Below are 15,063 nucleotides of genomic sequence, written 5' to 3'. Positions count from 1 at the left end.
CGATCAGAAGACTCAGAACACGTAATGCGGAATCAGCTCGTGCGCGCGCTGCAGGTTGGTCTGCATGCAGTCGGGGTCGGGCTCGGAGTAGATCGGCGAGTAGAACAGCGACTGCTGCAGCACGCCGTAGCTGGTGTCGAAGGCGATCATGCAGGTGATCCACCAGCGGTTGTTCCAGTCCGTCGGTTTCATGACCCAGTACTGCGCCGCGCGGTGTCCGTCGATGTCGAGTTGGACCGCATCGGCGGGCAACGTCTGCTCGTAGCTGCGCCAGACGATGGCCTCCACGGCCATTTGATAGTTGCCCGCGTCGTACCTGCACCGCAGCTGATCCTCCGGTGTCGGCGGGGTGAACGCCAGACCGATCGCCTGCACCGCCTCGAGCGGAATCTGCTTGCACGGGTTGAACGGCGACGGGTCGGTGGTCTCGATGACGGGCCACTTGATCGACGTCGTGACATTCGTCATCGGAATGTCGACGGCGTCCACCCGCGGGGCGCCCGCCGGGTTGGCCTGCCACACCACCATCACCGCAGCGATCAGTGCGCACAGTGCCGAGACCAAGCGCAGCTTGGCGAGCATGTCACCCCTTTGTTCGTCGGTCCGACCCTGCGGGGAGTCTAGCGGGCCGCTGCCAGCACCCGAAGAGGAAACAAGAACCTGTTCTAGTTGCCGGACGAGTCACGCACTTCCGGTTAAGTACCCTGGTCAGTTGTGACACGCGACGGCCGACGACCCACCCTCTGGGCGATCAGCGACTTGCACACGGGTCACACAGGCAACAAACCCGTGACCGAGTCGCTGCATCCGGCCTCGCCCGACGACTGGCTCATCGTCGCCGGCGACGTCGCCGAACGCACCGACGAGATCCGCTGGGCCCTGGACCTGTTGCGCAAACGGTTCGCCAAGGTGATCTGGATTCCGGGCAACCACGAGCTGTGGACCACCAACCGCGACCCGATGCAGATCTTCGGCAAGGCCCGCTACGACTACCTGGTCAACATGTGCGACGAGATGGGCATCATCACCCCCGAGCACCCCTTCCCGGTGTGGACCGAGGAGGGCGGTCCGGCCACGATCGTGCCGATGTTCCTGCTATACGACTACACCTTCCTGCCCGAAGGCGCCGCCACCAAGGCCGAGGGACTGGCCATTGCGCGCGAGCGCAACGTCGTCGGCACCGACGAGTTCCTGCTGTCGGCCGAGCCCTACGCCACCCGCGACGCGTGGTGCCGCGACCGGGTGTCCTACACCCGCAAGCGACTCGAAGACCTCGACTGGATGACGCCGACGGTGCTCGTCAACCACTTCCCAATGGTTCGCGAACCCTGCGACGCGATGTTCTACCCCGAGTTCTCGCTGTGGTGCGGCACCACCGCCACCGCCGACTGGCACACCCGCTACAACGCAGTGTGCTCGGTCTACGGGCACCTGCACATTCCGCGCACGACGTGGTATGACGGTGTGCGGTTCGAGGAGGTGTCCGTCGGATATCCGCGAGAGTGGCGCCGCCGCAAGCCATATCGTTGGATGCGCCAGATCCTGCCTGACCCGCAGTATCCGCCCGGGTACCTCAACGAGTTCGGCGGCCACTTCCAGATCACCCAGGAGATGCGGGAGAACGCGCAGAAGGTGCAGCAGCGGATCCGCGACAGGCAGGTTTCGCGATGACGGTCGCCGCGTCGCTGCTGTCCGGTGTGCTGCCGGCAACGACGCCGGGCTTGGCAGCCGCCGAGGTCTACCGGGACCCGCCGGGCCTGGCGCCGCTGCCCGAGGAGGAGCCTCTGGTCGCGCGGTCGGTCGCCAAGCGGCGCAACGAGTTCGTCACGGTGCGGTATTGCGCGCGACAGGCACTCTCCGAGATCGGTGTCGGACCGGTCCCGATTCTGAAGGGGGAGAAGGGTGAACCCCGGTGGCCCGACGGCATCGTCGGCTCGCTGACGCACTGTGAGGGCTATCGCGGGGCTGTGGTCGGCCGGCAGGCCGAGGTGCGGTCGGTGGGCATCGACGCAGAACCGCACGGTGTGCTGCCCGACGGTGTGCTCGACGCGATCAGCCTGCCCGCCGAGCGAATCGAACTGAAACAGCTGCCGGGCGAACTGCACTGGGACCGAATCCTGTTCTGCGCCAAAGAAGCGACCTACAAGGCGTGGTTCCCGGTGACCCGCCGGTGGCTGGGCTTCGAGGACGCGCACATCGTCTTCGACGTCGACGACAGCGGCACCTCCGGCAGTTTCGTCTCGCGAATCCTGATCGACCCGGCGGCGATGCACGGCACCCCGCTGGAAACCCTGGCCGGCCAGTGGTCGGTCCGCGACGGTCTGGCGCTGACCGCGATCGTGCTATGACACAGGCGGGTCTGGTCATCGTCGACAAACCCGTGGGCATGACGAGCCATGACGTCGTCGGCCGCTGCCGTCGCTTCTTCGGCACCCGCAAGGTCGGCCACGCCGGGACCCTTGACCCGATGGCCACCGGCGTTCTCGTCGTCGGGATCGAGCGCGCCACCAAGATACTTGGACTGCTGACGGCGACGGACAAGGCGTACTCCGCGACCATCCGGCTCGGGCAAACCACCTCGACCGACGACGCCGAAGGCGCGATGCTGCAGCAGGTTTCGGCCGACGCCGTTACCGACGAGTGCATCGAGCGCGCGGTCGCGGACCTTCGCGGCGAGATCGACCAGGTCCCGTCGGCGGTGAGCGCGATCAAAATCGGCGGACAGCGCGCCTACAAACTCGCGCGCGAAGGGCAGGCCGTCGAGTTGGCACCACGCCGGGTGCGTATCGAGCGGTTCACGGTGCTAGACGTCCGCCGCGAACCCGGCGTCGTCGACCTCGACGTCGAGGTGGAGTGCTCCAGCGGCACCTACATTCGTGCACTGGCCCGCGACGTCGGCGCCGCGCTGGGAGTCGGTGGACATCTCACCGCGTTGCGTCGCACCAGAGTCGGCGGTTTCGGGTTGAGCGACGCGCGCACGCTCGACGAGCTCGCCGAAACCCCACGACTGTCGTACAGCCTCGACACCGCATGTCTTTTGGCCTTCCCGCGGCGGGACCTGACCGCGAACGAGGCCGAGGACGTGCGGCACGGCCGGCCGCTCAAACCGGGGGGCCTCAAAGGGATTTACGCCGCAACGGCTCAGGACGGCCAGGTCATCGCGCTGCTGGAAGACCGGTCGGATCGTACGAAGTCGGTCGTCGTGCTGCGTCCGGCGACCTTGTAGCCCGGCGCATCCGGGCGCATACTGACGCCGTCCTAGAGATAGGAGCCGAAAATGGCGTCTCCGTACAAGGCACTTCAGATCGCATTGGGCGTGTTCGGCGTGGTCGCCCTCTGCCTGTATCCGCTTGCCGCGGTGTGGCCGTCAGGTTGGGCGTGGCATCCGGGACCGCCGCATCACTCCGACTACTTCATGATGATCGTCGGGCTGTATGCGACCCTCGGGGTCTTTCTGGTGTGGGCGGCGCGTAATCCGCGCGCTCATCTGAGCCTGATCTGGTTCGCGGTGTGGTCCAGCGTCGTGCACGCCGTCATCATGGCGGTGCAGTCGGTGCGCGGTGAGCACCAGACCGGGCATCTGGTGGGCGATGTGCCCGCACTGCTGTTGGTCGCGATCGTGCTGGCGGTGCTCGTGCGGGCTTCCGGCCTCACGATGTCCGAGGAACAGCCGGCCGCCGTCGAACGAAGCTGAGGGGACACCCCGCGAATGTGGAGCCCTGGCGAAAATCCGGTGGCCGGTTATCGCAACCGACCATTCGGGAAGGCGCCCGCCTTGCAGCGAAAAATTCGCTGGCAGCGAATAACTCGCTCTGGGCGGGCACTCGTCGCAGTGGTCGGCAGCCCGCCGTAACCGCCATCGCGCTAGCTCGCGACCACCCAGATCGCTTCTGCGGCAGGGCTTCCCAGCTCGACGGTGGTGTCGTCGCCGTCTGTCGACTCGATGGCCACCGAGATCATGCCGGCGAAGTCGCGCCGGGCCACCACGCGAAGGCGCGAGTCCAGGCTGATGCCGACACTGTCGAAGTACCGCAGCATCTCCGGATCGGCGTCCGAGATGCGCGCTATCGTGCCGCGGTCGCCGTCGTTGCAGGCGGACAACTGGCGCGCGTCCGGGGCGGGCACGCGTCCGTCGGCGGCCGGAATCGGATCGCCGTGTGGATCGCGCGTCGGGTGCCCGAGCTTGGCGTCGATGCGGTCGAGCATCCGGTCCGACACCGCGTGCTCGAGGACCTCGGCTTCGTCGTGCACCTCGTCCCAGCTGTAGCCCAGCTCGCGCACGAGGAACGTCTCCATCAGCCGGTGCCTGCGCACCATCGCCAGGGCGGCGGCCCGGCCGGCCTCGGTCAGCGTCACCGCGCCGTACTTCTCGTGGTCGACCAGGCCCTGGTCGGCGAGCTTGCGGATCGACTCCGAGGCGGTGCTGGCCGACACGCCGAGACGCTCGGCCAGCAACTTGGTGCTCACCTTCTCCTGCGACCACTCCTGGACGGTCCAGATGACTTTCAGGTAGTCCTGGGCAACCGTCGTCAGGTCACGCGCATCGCCGGCAGGATTCACAATGACAAAGTTTAGGCAATACTCACCTCATCTGGGGGATCCGGCGACGCGGAGGGCCCCTGTCGCGCCGTAGGCTTGCCCTCGTGCAGCGCTGGCGGGGACAAGACGAGATCCCGACGGACTGGGGCCGATGTGTGGTCACCATCGGGGTTTTCGACGGTGTGCATCGCGGACACCAGGAGCTGATCAACCACGCTGTCAAGGCCGGCCGGTCCCGCGGCGTGCCCACGGTGCTGATGACCTTCGACCCGCACCCGATGGAGGTTGTCTTCCCGGGCAGTCATCCCGCCCAGCTGACCACGCTGACCCGGCGCGCCGAACTGGTCGAGGAACTCGGCGTCGACGTCTTCCTGGTCATGCCGTTCACCGCCGACTTCATGAAGCTGACCCCGGACCGCTACATCCACGAACTCCTGGTCGAACGCCTGCACGTGGTCGAGGTCGTTGTGGGGGAGAACTTCACGTTCGGCAAGAAGGCGGCGGGCAACGTCGAGTTGCTGCGCCAGGCCGGCGAGCGGTTCGGCTTCGCCGTGGAGAGTATGACCCTGGTCTCCGAGGTGGCCGACACCGACCGGGCCGTCACGTTCTCCTCGACCTACATCCGGTCCTGCGTCGACGCGGGCGACGTCGTCGCCGCGGCCGAGGCGTTGGGGCGCCCGCACCGCGTCGAGGGGGTCGTGGTGCGCGGCGACGGACGGGGCAAGGTGCTGGGCTTTCCGACCGCCAACGTGGCGCCGCCCATGTACTCGGCGATTCCCGCCGACGGCGTCTACGCGGCGTGGTTCACCGTGCTCGGCCACGGTCCGGTCGCGGGCAGCGTCATCCCCGGCGAGCGGTACCAGGCCGCGGTCTCGGTGGGGACCAATCCGACGTTCTCCGGACGCACCCGCACCGTCGAGGCATTCGTGCTCGACACCACCGCCGACCTGTACGGTCAGCACGTCGCCGTCGATTTCGTGGCCCGGTTGCGCGGCCAGGAGAAGTTCGCCAACGTCGACGACCTGGTCGAGCAGATGGGCCGCGACACCGAACACGCCCGCACAGTCCTGGCTCGGTGACACCGGCACCGGTGAGCTGCGATTTCGCCGCTCACCTCGGCCGCTGCTAGACTGCCTGCCGACCGGGCGTGCGCTGCAGTTCGCGGCGGCCGCGCCTTCCCGGGGCCCACCCCTCCCTTCCCGCGGACTGAAAAAGATGGAGTTGTTTCGTGGCGCTTACCGCCGAAGAGAAAAAGTCGATCCTGAGCGACTACGGCCTGCATGACACCGATACCGGCTCGCCGGAGGCTCAGGTCGCGCTGCTGACCAAGCGAATCATCGACCTCACCGAGCACCTGAAGGTGCACAAGCACGATCACCACTCTCGGCGTGGTCTGCTGCTGCTCGTCGGCCGCAGGCGCCGGCTACTCAAGTACGTGGCCCAGGTCGACGTCCAGCGGTACCGCACGCTGATCGAACGACTCGGCCTGCGTCGCTGACCTTGTACCGGCGCCCGAACGCGCGACGGGATTCGGCCGGGTACTCCTCGCAGAGTACGATGGCCTCGTTCGACTGCCATTGAGGCGCGAACGACCTGGGTGCGGTTTTCGCAGCTCCGCGAGCACCGTTCCCGCGTGTCATAACCAGGACCTGCTCGATCGCGCGGTCTTCGGTAGTGGCTGCCGGAAGAACTGCCGGCAGCTTCGATCGATGGCCGTAGCCGCATCGAGGCCGGTGGTTCAAGCGCTGTGACGACGCGAAAACAGCTAAACAGTGGAGACACTGAACCAGAGAGGCCATACGGACACCTATGTCTGTAGTTGAAATTGAAGACGGCGTGTACGAAGCGACCGCCGTGATCGACAACGGGAGCTTCGGCACCCGCACCATCCGTTTCGAGACCGGCCGGCTGGCCCAGCAGGCCGCCGGCGCCGTCGTCGCCTACCTCGACGACGAGACGATGTTGCTCTCGGCGACGTCGGCCAGCAAGACCCCTAAAGACCATTTCGACTTCTTCCCGTTGACCATCGACGTCGAAGAGCGCATGTATGCCGCGGGTCGCATCCCCGGTTCGTTCTTCCGCCGCGAGGGCCGCCCATCGACCGACGCGATCCTGACCTGCCGGCTGATCGACCGCCCGCTGCGGCCGACGTTCGTCGCCGGCCTGCGCAACGAGATCCAGGTCGTGGTCACCGTGATGAGTCTGGATCCCAAGGATTTGTACGACGTGGTCGCGATCAACGCCGCGTCAGCGTCCACGCAGATCGCGGGCCTGCCGTTCTCCGGGCCGGTCGGCGGCGTGCGTGTCGCGCTGATCGACGGGACCTGGGTCGCCTTCCCGACCGTCGAGCAGCTCGAGCGGGCGGTGTTCGACATGGTCGTCGCCGGTCGTGCCATCGAGGGCGGCGACGTGGCGATCATGATGGTCGAGGCCGAGGCCACCGACAACGTCGTCGAGTTGATCGCCGGCGGTGCGCAGGCGCCCACCGAGAGCGTCGTGGCCGAGGGCCTGGAGGCCGCCAAACCGTTCATCGCGAGCCTGTGCGCAGCCCAGCAGGAGCTGGCGCAGCGCGCCGCCAAGCCGACCGCCGACTACCCGGTGTTCCCCGAGTACGGCGAAGACGTCTACTACGCTGTCGCCTCGGTGGCCACCGACGCGTTGTCGGAGGCGTTGACCATCGCCGGTAAGGCCGAGCGCAACGGCCGCACCGACGAGATCAAGGCCGAGGTGCTCGAACGGCTGGCCGAGCAGTACGCGGGCCGCGAGAAGGAGGTCGGCGCCGCGTTCCGCTCGCTGACCAAAAAGCTTGTGCGCCAACGCATCCTGACTGACCACTTCCGCATCGACGGGCGCGGCATCACCGACATCCGCGCGCTGAGCGCCGAGGTCGCCGTCGTCCCGCGGGCGCACGGCAGCGCGCTGTTCGAGCGCGGCGAGACCCAGATCCTGGGCGTCACCACGCTGGACATGATGAAGCTGGCCCAACAGATCGACTCGCTGGGGCCCGAAACCTCCAAGCGCTACATGCACCACTACAACTTCCCGCCCTACTCGACCGGTGAGACCGGCCGTGTCGGTTCGCCGAAGCGCCGCGAGATTGGCCACGGTGCGCTGGCGGAGCGGGCGCTGGTGCCCGTGCTGCCCAGCGTCGAGGAGTTCCCGTACGCGATCCGCCAGGTGTCGGAGGCGTTGAGCTCCAACGGTTCGACGTCGATGGGCTCGGTGTGCGCATCGACGCTCGCGCTGCTCAACGCCGGTGTGCCGCTCAAGGCTCCGGTCGCGGGCATCGCGATGGGCCTGGTGTCCGACGACATCGAGGTTGATGGCAAGACCGAGCGCCGGTTCGTCGCGCTCACCGACATCCTCGGTGCCGAGGATGCGTTCGGCGACATGGACTTCAAGGTCGCGGGCACCAAGGAGTTCGTCACCGCGCTGCAGTTGGACACGAAGCTCGACGGCATTCCGTCGCAGGTGCTGGCCGGTGCGCTGTCGCAGGCCAAGGACGCCCGGCTGACGATCCTCGAGGTGATGGCCGAGGCCATCGACGGGCCCGACGAGATGAGCCCGTACGCCCCGCGGATCACCACCATCAAGGTGCCCGTCGACAAGATCGGCGAGGTGATCGGGCCCAAAGGCAAGATCATCAACCAGATCACCGAAGAGACCGGCGCGTCGATCTCCATCGAGGACGACGGCACGGTGTTCGTCGGCGCGACCGACGGACCCTCGGCGCAGGCGGCGATCGACAAGATCAACGCGATCGCCAATCCGCAGCTGCCCAAGGTCGGCGAGCGGTTCCTCGGAACCGTCGTCAAGACAACGGATTTCGGCGCCTTCGTGTCGCTGCTTCCGGGTCGCGACGGGCTTGTCCACATCTCGAAGCTGGGACGTGGCAAGCGGATCGCCAAGGTCGAGGACGTTGTCAAGGTCGGCGACAAGTTGCGTGTGGAGATCGCCGACATCGACAACCGCGGGAAGATCTCGCTGATCCTGGTCGACGAACAGGAAGATGGAGCCGCGTCCAATTCCGACGCCGCGCCGGCAGATGCCGCAGCGGCCAGCAGTTAGGGCGTTGCGCCACACCGAACGTGGCGACAGATCAGCGGAGGCAGTGCGTCGCACGGTGTTACCCGGTGGCCTGCGTGTGGTCACCGAGTACCTCCCGTCGGTGCATTCGGCGTCGGTCGGGCTATGGGTCAACGTCGGTTCGCGCGACGAGGGCCCGAGTGTCGCGGGCGCGGCCCACTTCCTCGAGCACTTGCTGTTCAAGTCGACGCCGACCCGGTCGGCGGTGAGCATCGCGCAGGCCGTCGACGCGGTCGGCGGTGAGCTGAACGCCTTCACCGCCCGCGAGCACACCTGCTACTACGCGCACGTGCTCGACTCCGATCTGGAGTTGGCCGTCGACCTCGTCGCCGACGTCGTCTTGCGCGGACAGTGCGCGGCCGAGGACGTCGAGGTCGAACGCGACGTGGTGCTCGAGGAGATCGCGATGCGCGACGACGATCCCGAGGACACCCTCGGCGACGAGTTCCTCGCCGCGATGTTCGGCTCGCATCCGGTTGGACGCCCGGTGATCGGCAGCGTGGACTCGATCTCCTCGATGACACGCGCCCAACTGCACTCCTTCCACGTCCGCCGCTACACCCCCGAGCGGATGGTGCTCGCGGTGGCGGGCAACGTCGATCACGACGACGTGGTGTCGCTGGCGCGCGAGTACTTCGGCGCGCGTCTGATGCGTGGCCGCACACCGGTGCCGCCCCGCAAGGGCGCCGGCCGGGTGGGTGGACGCCCGAGCCTGGAACTGGTCAACCGGGACTCCGAACAGACGCACCTTTCGCTCGGTGTGCGCACCCCGGGACGGCACTGGGAGCACCGCTGGGCGCTGTCGGTGCTGAACACCGCGCTCGGCGGGGGCCTGAGTTCGCGGCTGTTCCAGGAGATTCGGGAGGCCCGCGGGTTGGCGTACTCGGTGTACTCGACGATCGACACCTTCTCCGACAGCGGCGCGCTGTCGGTGTACGCGGGTTGCCTGCCGGACCGCTTCGACGAGGTTGCCCGTGTGACCACCGATGTGCTCGAGGCTGTCGCAAGCGACGGGATCACCGAAGACGAGTGCCGGATCGCGAAGGGTTCACTGCGCGGCGGACTGGTGCTCGGCCTGGAGGATTCGGGCTCGCGAATGAACCGCATCGGCCGCAGCGAACTGCATTTCGGTGAACACCGCACCATCGACGAGACGTTGGCGAAGATCGACGCGGTCACGCTCGACGAGGTCAACGCCGTCGCGCGCCGGCTTCTGCGGCGGCCCTACGGTGGCGCCGTGTTGGGTCCGCTTCAATCGAAACGGTCACTGCCTCAGCCGCTTCGGGCCATCGCCGGCTGATCACCTACGCTGGAGCCCCATGACTGGGTTACCGCGTCGTCACGTTCTGATCGGTGGATTGACACTCGCGGCGCTCGCCGCATCACCGCACAAGGCCGTCATGGCCGACCCCAGCCGTCCCTTACAGCCGATCGAGGACCGGCTCGGCGAGATGGAGCGTCGGCAGAACGCGTTGATCGGGGTGTTCGCAACCAATCTCGGCACCGGGCGCACCATCGCGCATCGCGCGCAGGACCCGTTCGCGATGTGCTCGACGTTCAAGACCTACGCCGCCGCGCGGGTGCTGCAGAAGGCCGAGCGCGGTGAGCTCGCGCTCACCGATCGCATCACCATCGAGCCGGGCGATATCGTGCCCAACTCGCCGGTGACCGAGGCGCACGTCGGGCAGACGATGACGCTGGCGCAGCTGTGTCAGGCCGCCCTGCAGCGAAGCGACAACGCCGCGGGCAACTGGCTGCTACGGGTGATCGGTGGTCCGTCCGGCGTGACCGACTTCGCCCGCAGCATCGGCGACGAACGGTCCCGACTCGACCGCTGGGAGATCGAGCTGAACGCGGCGGTCCCCGGAGATCCGCGCGACACCACCACACCCGAGGCCATCGGAAACGGTTACCGGGCGATACTCACCGGCAACGCGCTCGCCGAGCCGCAACGCCGGCACCTCGAGGACTGGATGCGGGCCAATCAGACATCGAGCGTGCGACCGGTGCTGCCGCCGGGCTGGGCGACGGCCGACAAGACCGGCAGCGGTGACTTCGCGAGCACCAACGACGTCGGTATCGCGTTCGGCCCGGCCGGTGAGCGATTGCTGCTGGCGATCATGACCAGGACCGCGGCAAACGACCCCGACGTCCCGAACGACCGGCAGCTGGTCGGTGAAGTGGCGTCTGTGCTGGTCGCCGGCCTTCTGACCTGATATCGGACGAAGGCGCCAGCTTTGCCCGGTCACCCCTCGGGACCGGGTCAAGCTGGCTTGTCAGCGGCTGTCCCCCCACGCTCTTCGCCCCCCTGCACCGAGCGCCAGCCGCTGGACTAAACGGTATGGCATGGAGCGCGACGGAGGAATCGGGCGAATCCCTATCTTTTTGCACCGGCACGTTTAAGGGTGCCCGGCAAACACGGTGAGCGTGGGCTCAGAGCAGCATCGACGGATCCGTGTACGGCAGGTCGAGGTCGGCGGCGACCCGTGCGGACAGCAGGGCGCCGTCGTGGGAGGACAGACCCCTCGCGAGCGAGGCATCGGCCCGGCACGCCGCCCGCCAGCCCGCCTCGGCCAGCTTGAGCACGTACGGCATGGTCGCGTTGGTCAGGGCGAAGGTCGAGCTGCGGGGCACCGCGCCGGGCATATTGGCGACGCAGTAGAAGAGCGTGTCGTGCACGGCATACGTCGGGTCGTCGTGCGTGGTCGGATGCGAATCCCCGAAGCACCCGCCCTGGTCGATGGCGATGTCGACCAGCACCGCGCCCGGCCTCATGTGGGCGACAGTCGAATTCGTCACCAATTTCGGCGCTTTGGCGCCCGGCACCAGGACCGCGCCGACGACGAGGTCGGCGTCCTTCACCGCGTCCTCGAGCTCCAGGACCGACGAGTACCGGGTTCCGACGCGCCCGCCGAACTCCGCATCCACGTCGCGCAGCTTGTCGAGGCTGACGTCGAACACGGTGACGTGCGCGCCCATGCCCGCGGCCACCCGCGCGGCATTGCGGCCGGCGGCGCCGCCGCCGATCACGACGACGTCGGCGGGAGCCACGCCCGGCACGCCGCCCATCAGGACGCCGCGGCCACCGTGGCTGCGCATCAAGTGGTAGGCCCCGACCTGGGCCGCCAACCGTCCGGCAACCTCGCTCATCGGGGCCAGCAGCGGAAGGGCGCCGTCGGCGGTCTGGACGGTTTCGTAGGCGATCGACGTCGTCCCCGAAGCCAGCAGCGCTTCGGTGCACGTCCGCGACGCGGCGAGGTGCAGGTAGGTGAACAGCGTCTGGCCCCGACGCATCCGGTGGTATTCGGCTTCGATCGGCTCCTTGACCTTGAGCAGGAGTTCGGCCTCGGCCCACACCTGGTCGGCGCTGGTGATGAGCTGCGCGCCTGCGCGTTTGAAATCGGCGTCCGAGATTGCCGAACCGTCGCCGGCACCGGCTTCGATGATCACCTCGTGGCCGCGGTGCACCAACTCGGCGACTCCGGCCGGGGTGATCGCAACCCGGTATTCGTTGTTCGTGATCTCGGTCGGGACGCCGACACGCATGATCGCTCCTCTGCTGGTTTCTGCCTCCAGTGTGAAGAAGCTTCATTTGATCAGCGATTCCTGCGCTTGAAATTCTGTAAGGTCGCGGTATGAGCGAAATATCTTTATTCTCACGGGTCTCGGGGGGCGTCGGCCCGAAGGATGTTCGCCCGGTTCCCCTCGACGACGTCGACCGCCGGATTCTCACCGCGCTGCACCGTGACGCGCGAATGTCGAACAACGCACTGGCCGAGGCGGTCGGGATTGCGCCGTCGACGTGCCACGGCCGGGTCCGCCGACTGCAGGAGTCGGGGGTGATACGCGGTTTCTACACCGACATCGATCCGGCCGCGATCGGTCTGCCGCTACAGGCGATGATCTCGGTGAGCCTGCAGTCCAGCGCTCGCGGGCGGATCCACAGCTTCATCCAGCAGATCCGGCGCAGGCCGCAGGTGATGGACGTGTACTTCCTCGCGGGTGCCGACGACTTCATCCTCCACGTCGCCGCGCGTGACACCGACGACCTACGGTCGTTCGTGGTGGAGAACCTCAACGCCGACGCCGACGTGGCCGGTACGCAGACGTCGCTGATCTTCGAACACCTGCGAGGGGCGTCGCCGCTCTAGCGGCGGGAGGCATTGTCGCTCAGGGCATTTGGATGTAACGCGCCGCGTCGGCGGCGTACTGCGGCGGCACGCACACCTCGTAGCGCCGGGCTTCGAGTGTCTCGACGCTGGAGAAGTCCCGCTCGCCTCTGGTCGCCACATGCGCGACGAACCCGAACACCGCGCCCCAGAACGCGCCGATCGCCAGCGCGATCAGCATGGTCACGATCCACACCGGACCCACCGTGAAAATCGCGAACAGCAGCCCGATGAACAACCCGAACCAGGCGCCGCTCGCTGCGCCGGCGAACGCCGCCCGCCCCTTGGTCATACGTCCGGTGACGCGTTCGACCGTGCGCAGATCGTCGCCGATGATGCGCACGTGCTCGACGGGGAAGCCGCCGTCGGACATGCGGTCCACCAGCCGTTGCGCGTCGGGGTAGTTGTCGAACGTCGCGATGACCTGGCGTGCGGGCCGCTGATCGCCCACCTGCTGCTCGGGCCGTCCACTGATATCCGTCACTTCGAACTCCATCTGCTGTCGTTCCGGTGTCGTCATGCATGGTTACCCGCTTTCAGGGGGTGCCGCCACCGAATGCGCCGATCCGGTCGCGTCGATCAAGCAGGGCCCCGGGTGGATAAGGTGACGCCATGCGAGTCGGAGTGCTGGGGGCAAAGGGCAAGGTCGGCGCGACGATGGTGGAGGCCGTGCAAGCCGCCGAAGACCTGACTTTCACCGCGGGAGTCGACGCGGGCGACCCATTGAGCCTGCTGACCGACAGCCAGACCGAGGTCGTCATCGACTTCACCCACCCCGATGTCGTGATGGACAACCTCGAGTTCCTCATCGGCAATGGGATACACGCCGTCGTCGGCACCACCGGGTTCACCGACGAGCGGTTGGCCACCGTCCGGGATTGGCTGGGCGCCAAACCGGAGGCAGCGGTCCTGATCGCGCCGAACTTCGCGATCGGCGCGGTGCTGTCCATGCATTTCGCGCAGCAGGCCGCGCGGCACTTCGAATCGGTCGAAGTCATCGAGCTGCATCATCCGTACAAGGCCGACGCCCCGTCCGGCACCGCGGCGCGCACCGCGCGGCTCATCGCCGAGGCGCGAAAAGACATGCCGCCCAACCCCGACGCCACCAGCACCGGTCTTGACGGTGCGCGGGGTGCTGACGTCGACGGGGTTCCGGTGCATTCGGTGCGCCTGGCGGGGCTGGTCGCTCATCAGGAGGTGCTGTTCGGCACGCAGGGGGAGACGCTGACGATCCGGCACGACAGTCTGGACCGGACCTCCTTTGTGCCCGGAGTCCTGCTCGCGGTGCGGCGGGTGGCCGAACGGCCGGGGCTCACCGTGGGTATCGAGCCGCTCCTCGACCTCTGATGGCCGAAGGCGGGCGCGTCCTGCGCATCCAACTGCTGATCGGCTTCATGTGTGTGGCGCTGGTCGTGTACTTCGTGCTGCTCGGCCGCCTGGCGATGGCATTCGTCACGACCGGGGAGCCCGCCGCAGTCGGGTTGGGGCTGGCGCTGATGGTGCTTCCGCTGATCGGGCTGTGGGCCATGCTCAGCACGCTGCGCGCCGGCCTGGCCCATCAGCGGCTCGCGCGGATCTGCCATGACGAGGGGATGGAACTCGACGTCAGCGCGCTGCCGCGGATGCCGTCCGGGCGAATCCAGCGCGACGCCGCCGACGCGTTGTTCGTCACCGTGCGTGCGGAACTGGACAACGACCCGCAGAACTGGCGACGGTGGTATCGCCTGGCGCGTGCCTACGACTACGCCGGTGACCGCAGCCGGGCGCGCGAAGCGATGAAGAGGGCTGTCGAGATGGAGGAGCGGGACCGATGAGTAGGACTCTGTTGGTCGTGCACCACACCCCGTCGCCGGGAACCCGCGAACTGCTCGAGGCCGTCCTCGCCGGCGCCGGGGATCCCGACATCGAGGGCGTCGAGACCGTGGTTCGTCCGGCGCTGGCCGCCACCCTGCCCGACATGCTCGACGCGGACGGCTACCTGTTCGGGACCACGGCCAACTTCGGGTACATGAGCGGGGCGCTCAAGCACTTCTTCGACACCGTCTACTACCCGAGCCTCGATCACGTCGGCGGCCGGCCGTACGGCGTGTGGGTGCACGGCAACAACGACACCGTCGGCGCGGTCAACGCGGTGGACAAGCTCGCGGCCGGGCTCGCCCTGACCAAGGCCGCCGATGCGCTCGAGGTCATCGGTGGCGTCGACGCCGGTGTACGCGAACGCGCCTACGAACTCGGTGGCACACTGGCCGCGACGTTGATGGAGGACTAG

17 protein-coding genes are annotated in these 15,063 nt (G+C 67.5%); 13 read left to right on the top strand and 4 right to left on the bottom strand.

From position 1 onward, the window contains the following. Positions 1-12: 12 nt before the first annotated feature. Entirely contained in the window at positions 13-582 is a 570-nt protein-coding gene (locus A5759_RS11930; RefSeq protein ID WP_068197692.1) for a DUF3558 domain-containing protein, read from the bottom strand. Positions 583-714: 132 nt separating this feature from the next. Here A5759_RS11930 and A5759_RS11925 point away from each other — a divergent pair, with 132 nt between their 5' ends. The 4 genes from A5759_RS11925 to A5759_RS11910 are packed head-to-tail and all read left to right on the top strand — an operon-like array spanning position 715 to position 3,694. Then, positions 715-1,671 (top strand): metallophosphoesterase, encoded by a 957-nt coding sequence (locus A5759_RS11925; RefSeq protein WP_064394502.1) that lies wholly within the window; start codon positions 715-717, stop codon positions 1,669-1,671. Next, positions 1,668-2,348, top strand: coding sequence for a 4'-phosphopantetheinyl transferase (locus A5759_RS11920; RefSeq protein ID WP_068197689.1), 681 nt, complete (start codon positions 1,668-1,670; stop codon positions 2,346-2,348). Before A5759_RS11925 ends, A5759_RS11920 begins: the two co-directional genes overlap by 4 nt. Then, complete coding sequence (truB, locus tag A5759_RS11915) at positions 2,345-3,226, top strand: tRNA pseudouridine(55) synthase TruB (protein WP_068197686.1); 882 nt, start codon at positions 2,345-2,347, stop codon at positions 3,224-3,226. The genes A5759_RS11920 and truB overlap by 4 nt, the downstream gene beginning before the upstream one ends. 51 nt (positions 3,227-3,277) lie before the next feature. Next, positions 3,278-3,694, top strand: coding sequence for a DUF6632 domain-containing protein (locus A5759_RS11910; RefSeq protein ID WP_064428298.1), 417 nt, complete (start codon positions 3,278-3,280; stop codon positions 3,692-3,694). A 170-nt stretch (positions 3,695-3,864) separates the two neighbouring features. Here A5759_RS11910 and mntR read toward each other — a convergent pair whose 3' ends face one another. Beyond that, entirely contained in the window at positions 3,865-4,560 is a 696-nt protein-coding gene (gene mntR / locus A5759_RS11905) for a manganese-binding transcriptional regulator MntR (protein WP_064394496.1), read from the bottom strand. Between the two features lie 83 nt (positions 4,561-4,643). Here mntR and A5759_RS11900 point away from each other — a divergent pair, with 83 nt between their 5' ends. The 5 genes from A5759_RS11900 to bla all read left to right on the top strand — a co-directional run bounded on the left by A5759_RS11900 (position 4,644) and on the right by bla (position 10,841). Then, positions 4,644-5,618 (top strand): bifunctional riboflavin kinase/FAD synthetase, encoded by a 975-nt coding sequence (locus tag A5759_RS11900; protein WP_197506019.1) that lies wholly within the window; start codon positions 4,644-4,646, stop codon positions 5,616-5,618. Between the two features lie 149 nt (positions 5,619-5,767). Continuing rightward, the gene (gene rpsO / locus A5759_RS11895; protein WP_064394493.1) at positions 5,768-6,037 is read left to right on the top strand and encodes a 30S ribosomal protein S15; all 270 of its coding nucleotides are present in this window, start codon (positions 5,768-5,770) and stop codon (positions 6,035-6,037) included. Positions 6,038-6,348: 311 nt separating this feature from the next. Next, positions 6,349-8,607, top strand: a complete 2,259-nt coding sequence (locus A5759_RS11890) for a polyribonucleotide nucleotidyltransferase (RefSeq protein WP_068197683.1) — start codon at positions 6,349-6,351, stop codon at positions 8,605-8,607. Continuing rightward, positions 8,585-9,925 (top strand): pitrilysin family protein, encoded by a 1,341-nt coding sequence (locus A5759_RS11885; protein ID WP_066841542.1) that lies wholly within the window; start codon positions 8,585-8,587, stop codon positions 9,923-9,925. The genes A5759_RS11890 and A5759_RS11885 overlap by 23 nt, the downstream gene beginning before the upstream one ends. A gap of 19 nt (positions 9,926-9,944) precedes the next feature. Further along, positions 9,945-10,841 (top strand): class A beta-lactamase, encoded by an 897-nt coding sequence (bla, locus tag A5759_RS11880; RefSeq protein ID WP_068197680.1) that lies wholly within the window; start codon positions 9,945-9,947, stop codon positions 10,839-10,841. Positions 10,842-11,058: 217 nt separating this feature from the next. On the opposite strand, the gene ald is transcribed toward bla, so the two are convergent. Continuing rightward, complete coding sequence (gene ald, locus A5759_RS11875; RefSeq protein WP_068197677.1) at positions 11,059-12,171, bottom strand: alanine dehydrogenase; 1,113 nt, start codon at positions 12,169-12,171, stop codon at positions 11,059-11,061. Positions 12,172-12,260: 89 nt separating this feature from the next. Here ald and A5759_RS11870 point away from each other — a divergent pair, with 89 nt between their 5' ends. Then, complete coding sequence (locus A5759_RS11870) at positions 12,261-12,776, top strand: Lrp/AsnC family transcriptional regulator (protein WP_068197674.1); 516 nt, start codon at positions 12,261-12,263, stop codon at positions 12,774-12,776. Positions 12,777-12,795: 19 nt separating this feature from the next. On the opposite strand, the gene A5759_RS11865 is transcribed toward A5759_RS11870, so the two are convergent. Then, entirely contained in the window at positions 12,796-13,314 is a 519-nt protein-coding gene (locus tag A5759_RS11865) for a general stress protein (protein ID WP_231984615.1), read from the bottom strand. 92 nt (positions 13,315-13,406) lie between these two features. Here A5759_RS11865 and dapB point away from each other — a divergent pair, with 92 nt between their 5' ends. From dapB to A5759_RS11850, 3 genes are read left to right on the top strand one after another with little or no spacing between them, the layout of a single operon-like run. Further along, positions 13,407-14,141, top strand: coding sequence for a 4-hydroxy-tetrahydrodipicolinate reductase (dapB, locus tag A5759_RS11860; protein WP_068197671.1), 735 nt, complete (start codon positions 13,407-13,409; stop codon positions 14,139-14,141). Then, positions 14,141-14,608, top strand: coding sequence for a hypothetical protein (locus A5759_RS11855; RefSeq protein WP_066841482.1), 468 nt, complete (start codon positions 14,141-14,143; stop codon positions 14,606-14,608). Before dapB ends, A5759_RS11855 begins: the two co-directional genes overlap by 1 nt. Next, positions 14,605-15,063, top strand: a complete 459-nt coding sequence (locus A5759_RS11850; RefSeq protein ID WP_068197665.1) for a flavodoxin family protein — start codon at positions 14,605-14,607, stop codon at positions 15,061-15,063. Before A5759_RS11855 ends, A5759_RS11850 begins: the two co-directional genes overlap by 4 nt.

Origin of the sequence: Mycobacterium sp. 852014-52144_SCH5372336, assembly GCF_001665615.1 — a bacterium.
GTDB classification, from domain to species: Bacteria; Actinomycetota; Actinomycetes; order Mycobacteriales; family Mycobacteriaceae; genus Mycobacterium; species Mycobacterium neumannii_A.
This window is presented reverse-complemented; position numbering and strand designations above follow the sequence as displayed.

Bases quoted from the DNA above. Each gene is read 5' to 3' on its own strand.
- A5759_RS11850 (WP_068197665.1), top strand. From the start codon at position 14,605: ATGAGTAGGACTCTGTTGGTCGTGCACCACACCCCGTCGCCGGGAACC.
- A5759_RS11930 (WP_068197692.1), bottom strand. From the start codon at position 582: ATGCTCGCCAAGCTGCGCTTGGTCTCGGCACTGTGCGCACTGATCGCT.
- truB (WP_068197686.1), top strand. From the start codon at position 2,345: ATGACACAGGCGGGTCTGGTCATCGTCGACAAACCCGTGGGCATGACG.
- A5759_RS11920 (WP_068197689.1), top strand. From the start codon at position 1,668: ATGACGGTCGCCGCGTCGCTGCTGTCCGGTGTGCTGCCGGCAACGACG.
- bla (WP_068197680.1), top strand. From the start codon at position 9,945: ATGACTGGGTTACCGCGTCGTCACGTTCTGATCGGTGGATTGACACTC.
- dapB (WP_068197671.1), top strand. From the start codon at position 13,407: ATGCGAGTCGGAGTGCTGGGGGCAAAGGGCAAGGTCGGCGCGACGATG.
- A5759_RS11865 (WP_231984615.1), bottom strand. From the start codon at position 13,314: ATGACGACACCGGAACGACAGCAGATGGAGTTCGAAGTGACGGATATC.
- A5759_RS11885 (WP_066841542.1), top strand. From the start codon at position 8,585: ATGCCGCAGCGGCCAGCAGTTAGGGCGTTGCGCCACACCGAACGTGGC.
- A5759_RS11910 (WP_064428298.1), top strand. From the start codon at position 3,278: ATGGCGTCTCCGTACAAGGCACTTCAGATCGCATTGGGCGTGTTCGGC.
- A5759_RS11870 (WP_068197674.1), top strand. From the start codon at position 12,261: ATGAGCGAAATATCTTTATTCTCACGGGTCTCGGGGGGCGTCGGCCCG.
- A5759_RS11890 (WP_068197683.1), top strand. From the start codon at position 6,349: ATGTCTGTAGTTGAAATTGAAGACGGCGTGTACGAAGCGACCGCCGTG.
- ald (WP_068197677.1), bottom strand. From the start codon at position 12,171: ATGCGTGTCGGCGTCCCGACCGAGATCACGAACAACGAATACCGGGTT.
- A5759_RS11855 (WP_066841482.1), top strand. From the start codon at position 14,141: ATGGCCGAAGGCGGGCGCGTCCTGCGCATCCAACTGCTGATCGGCTTC.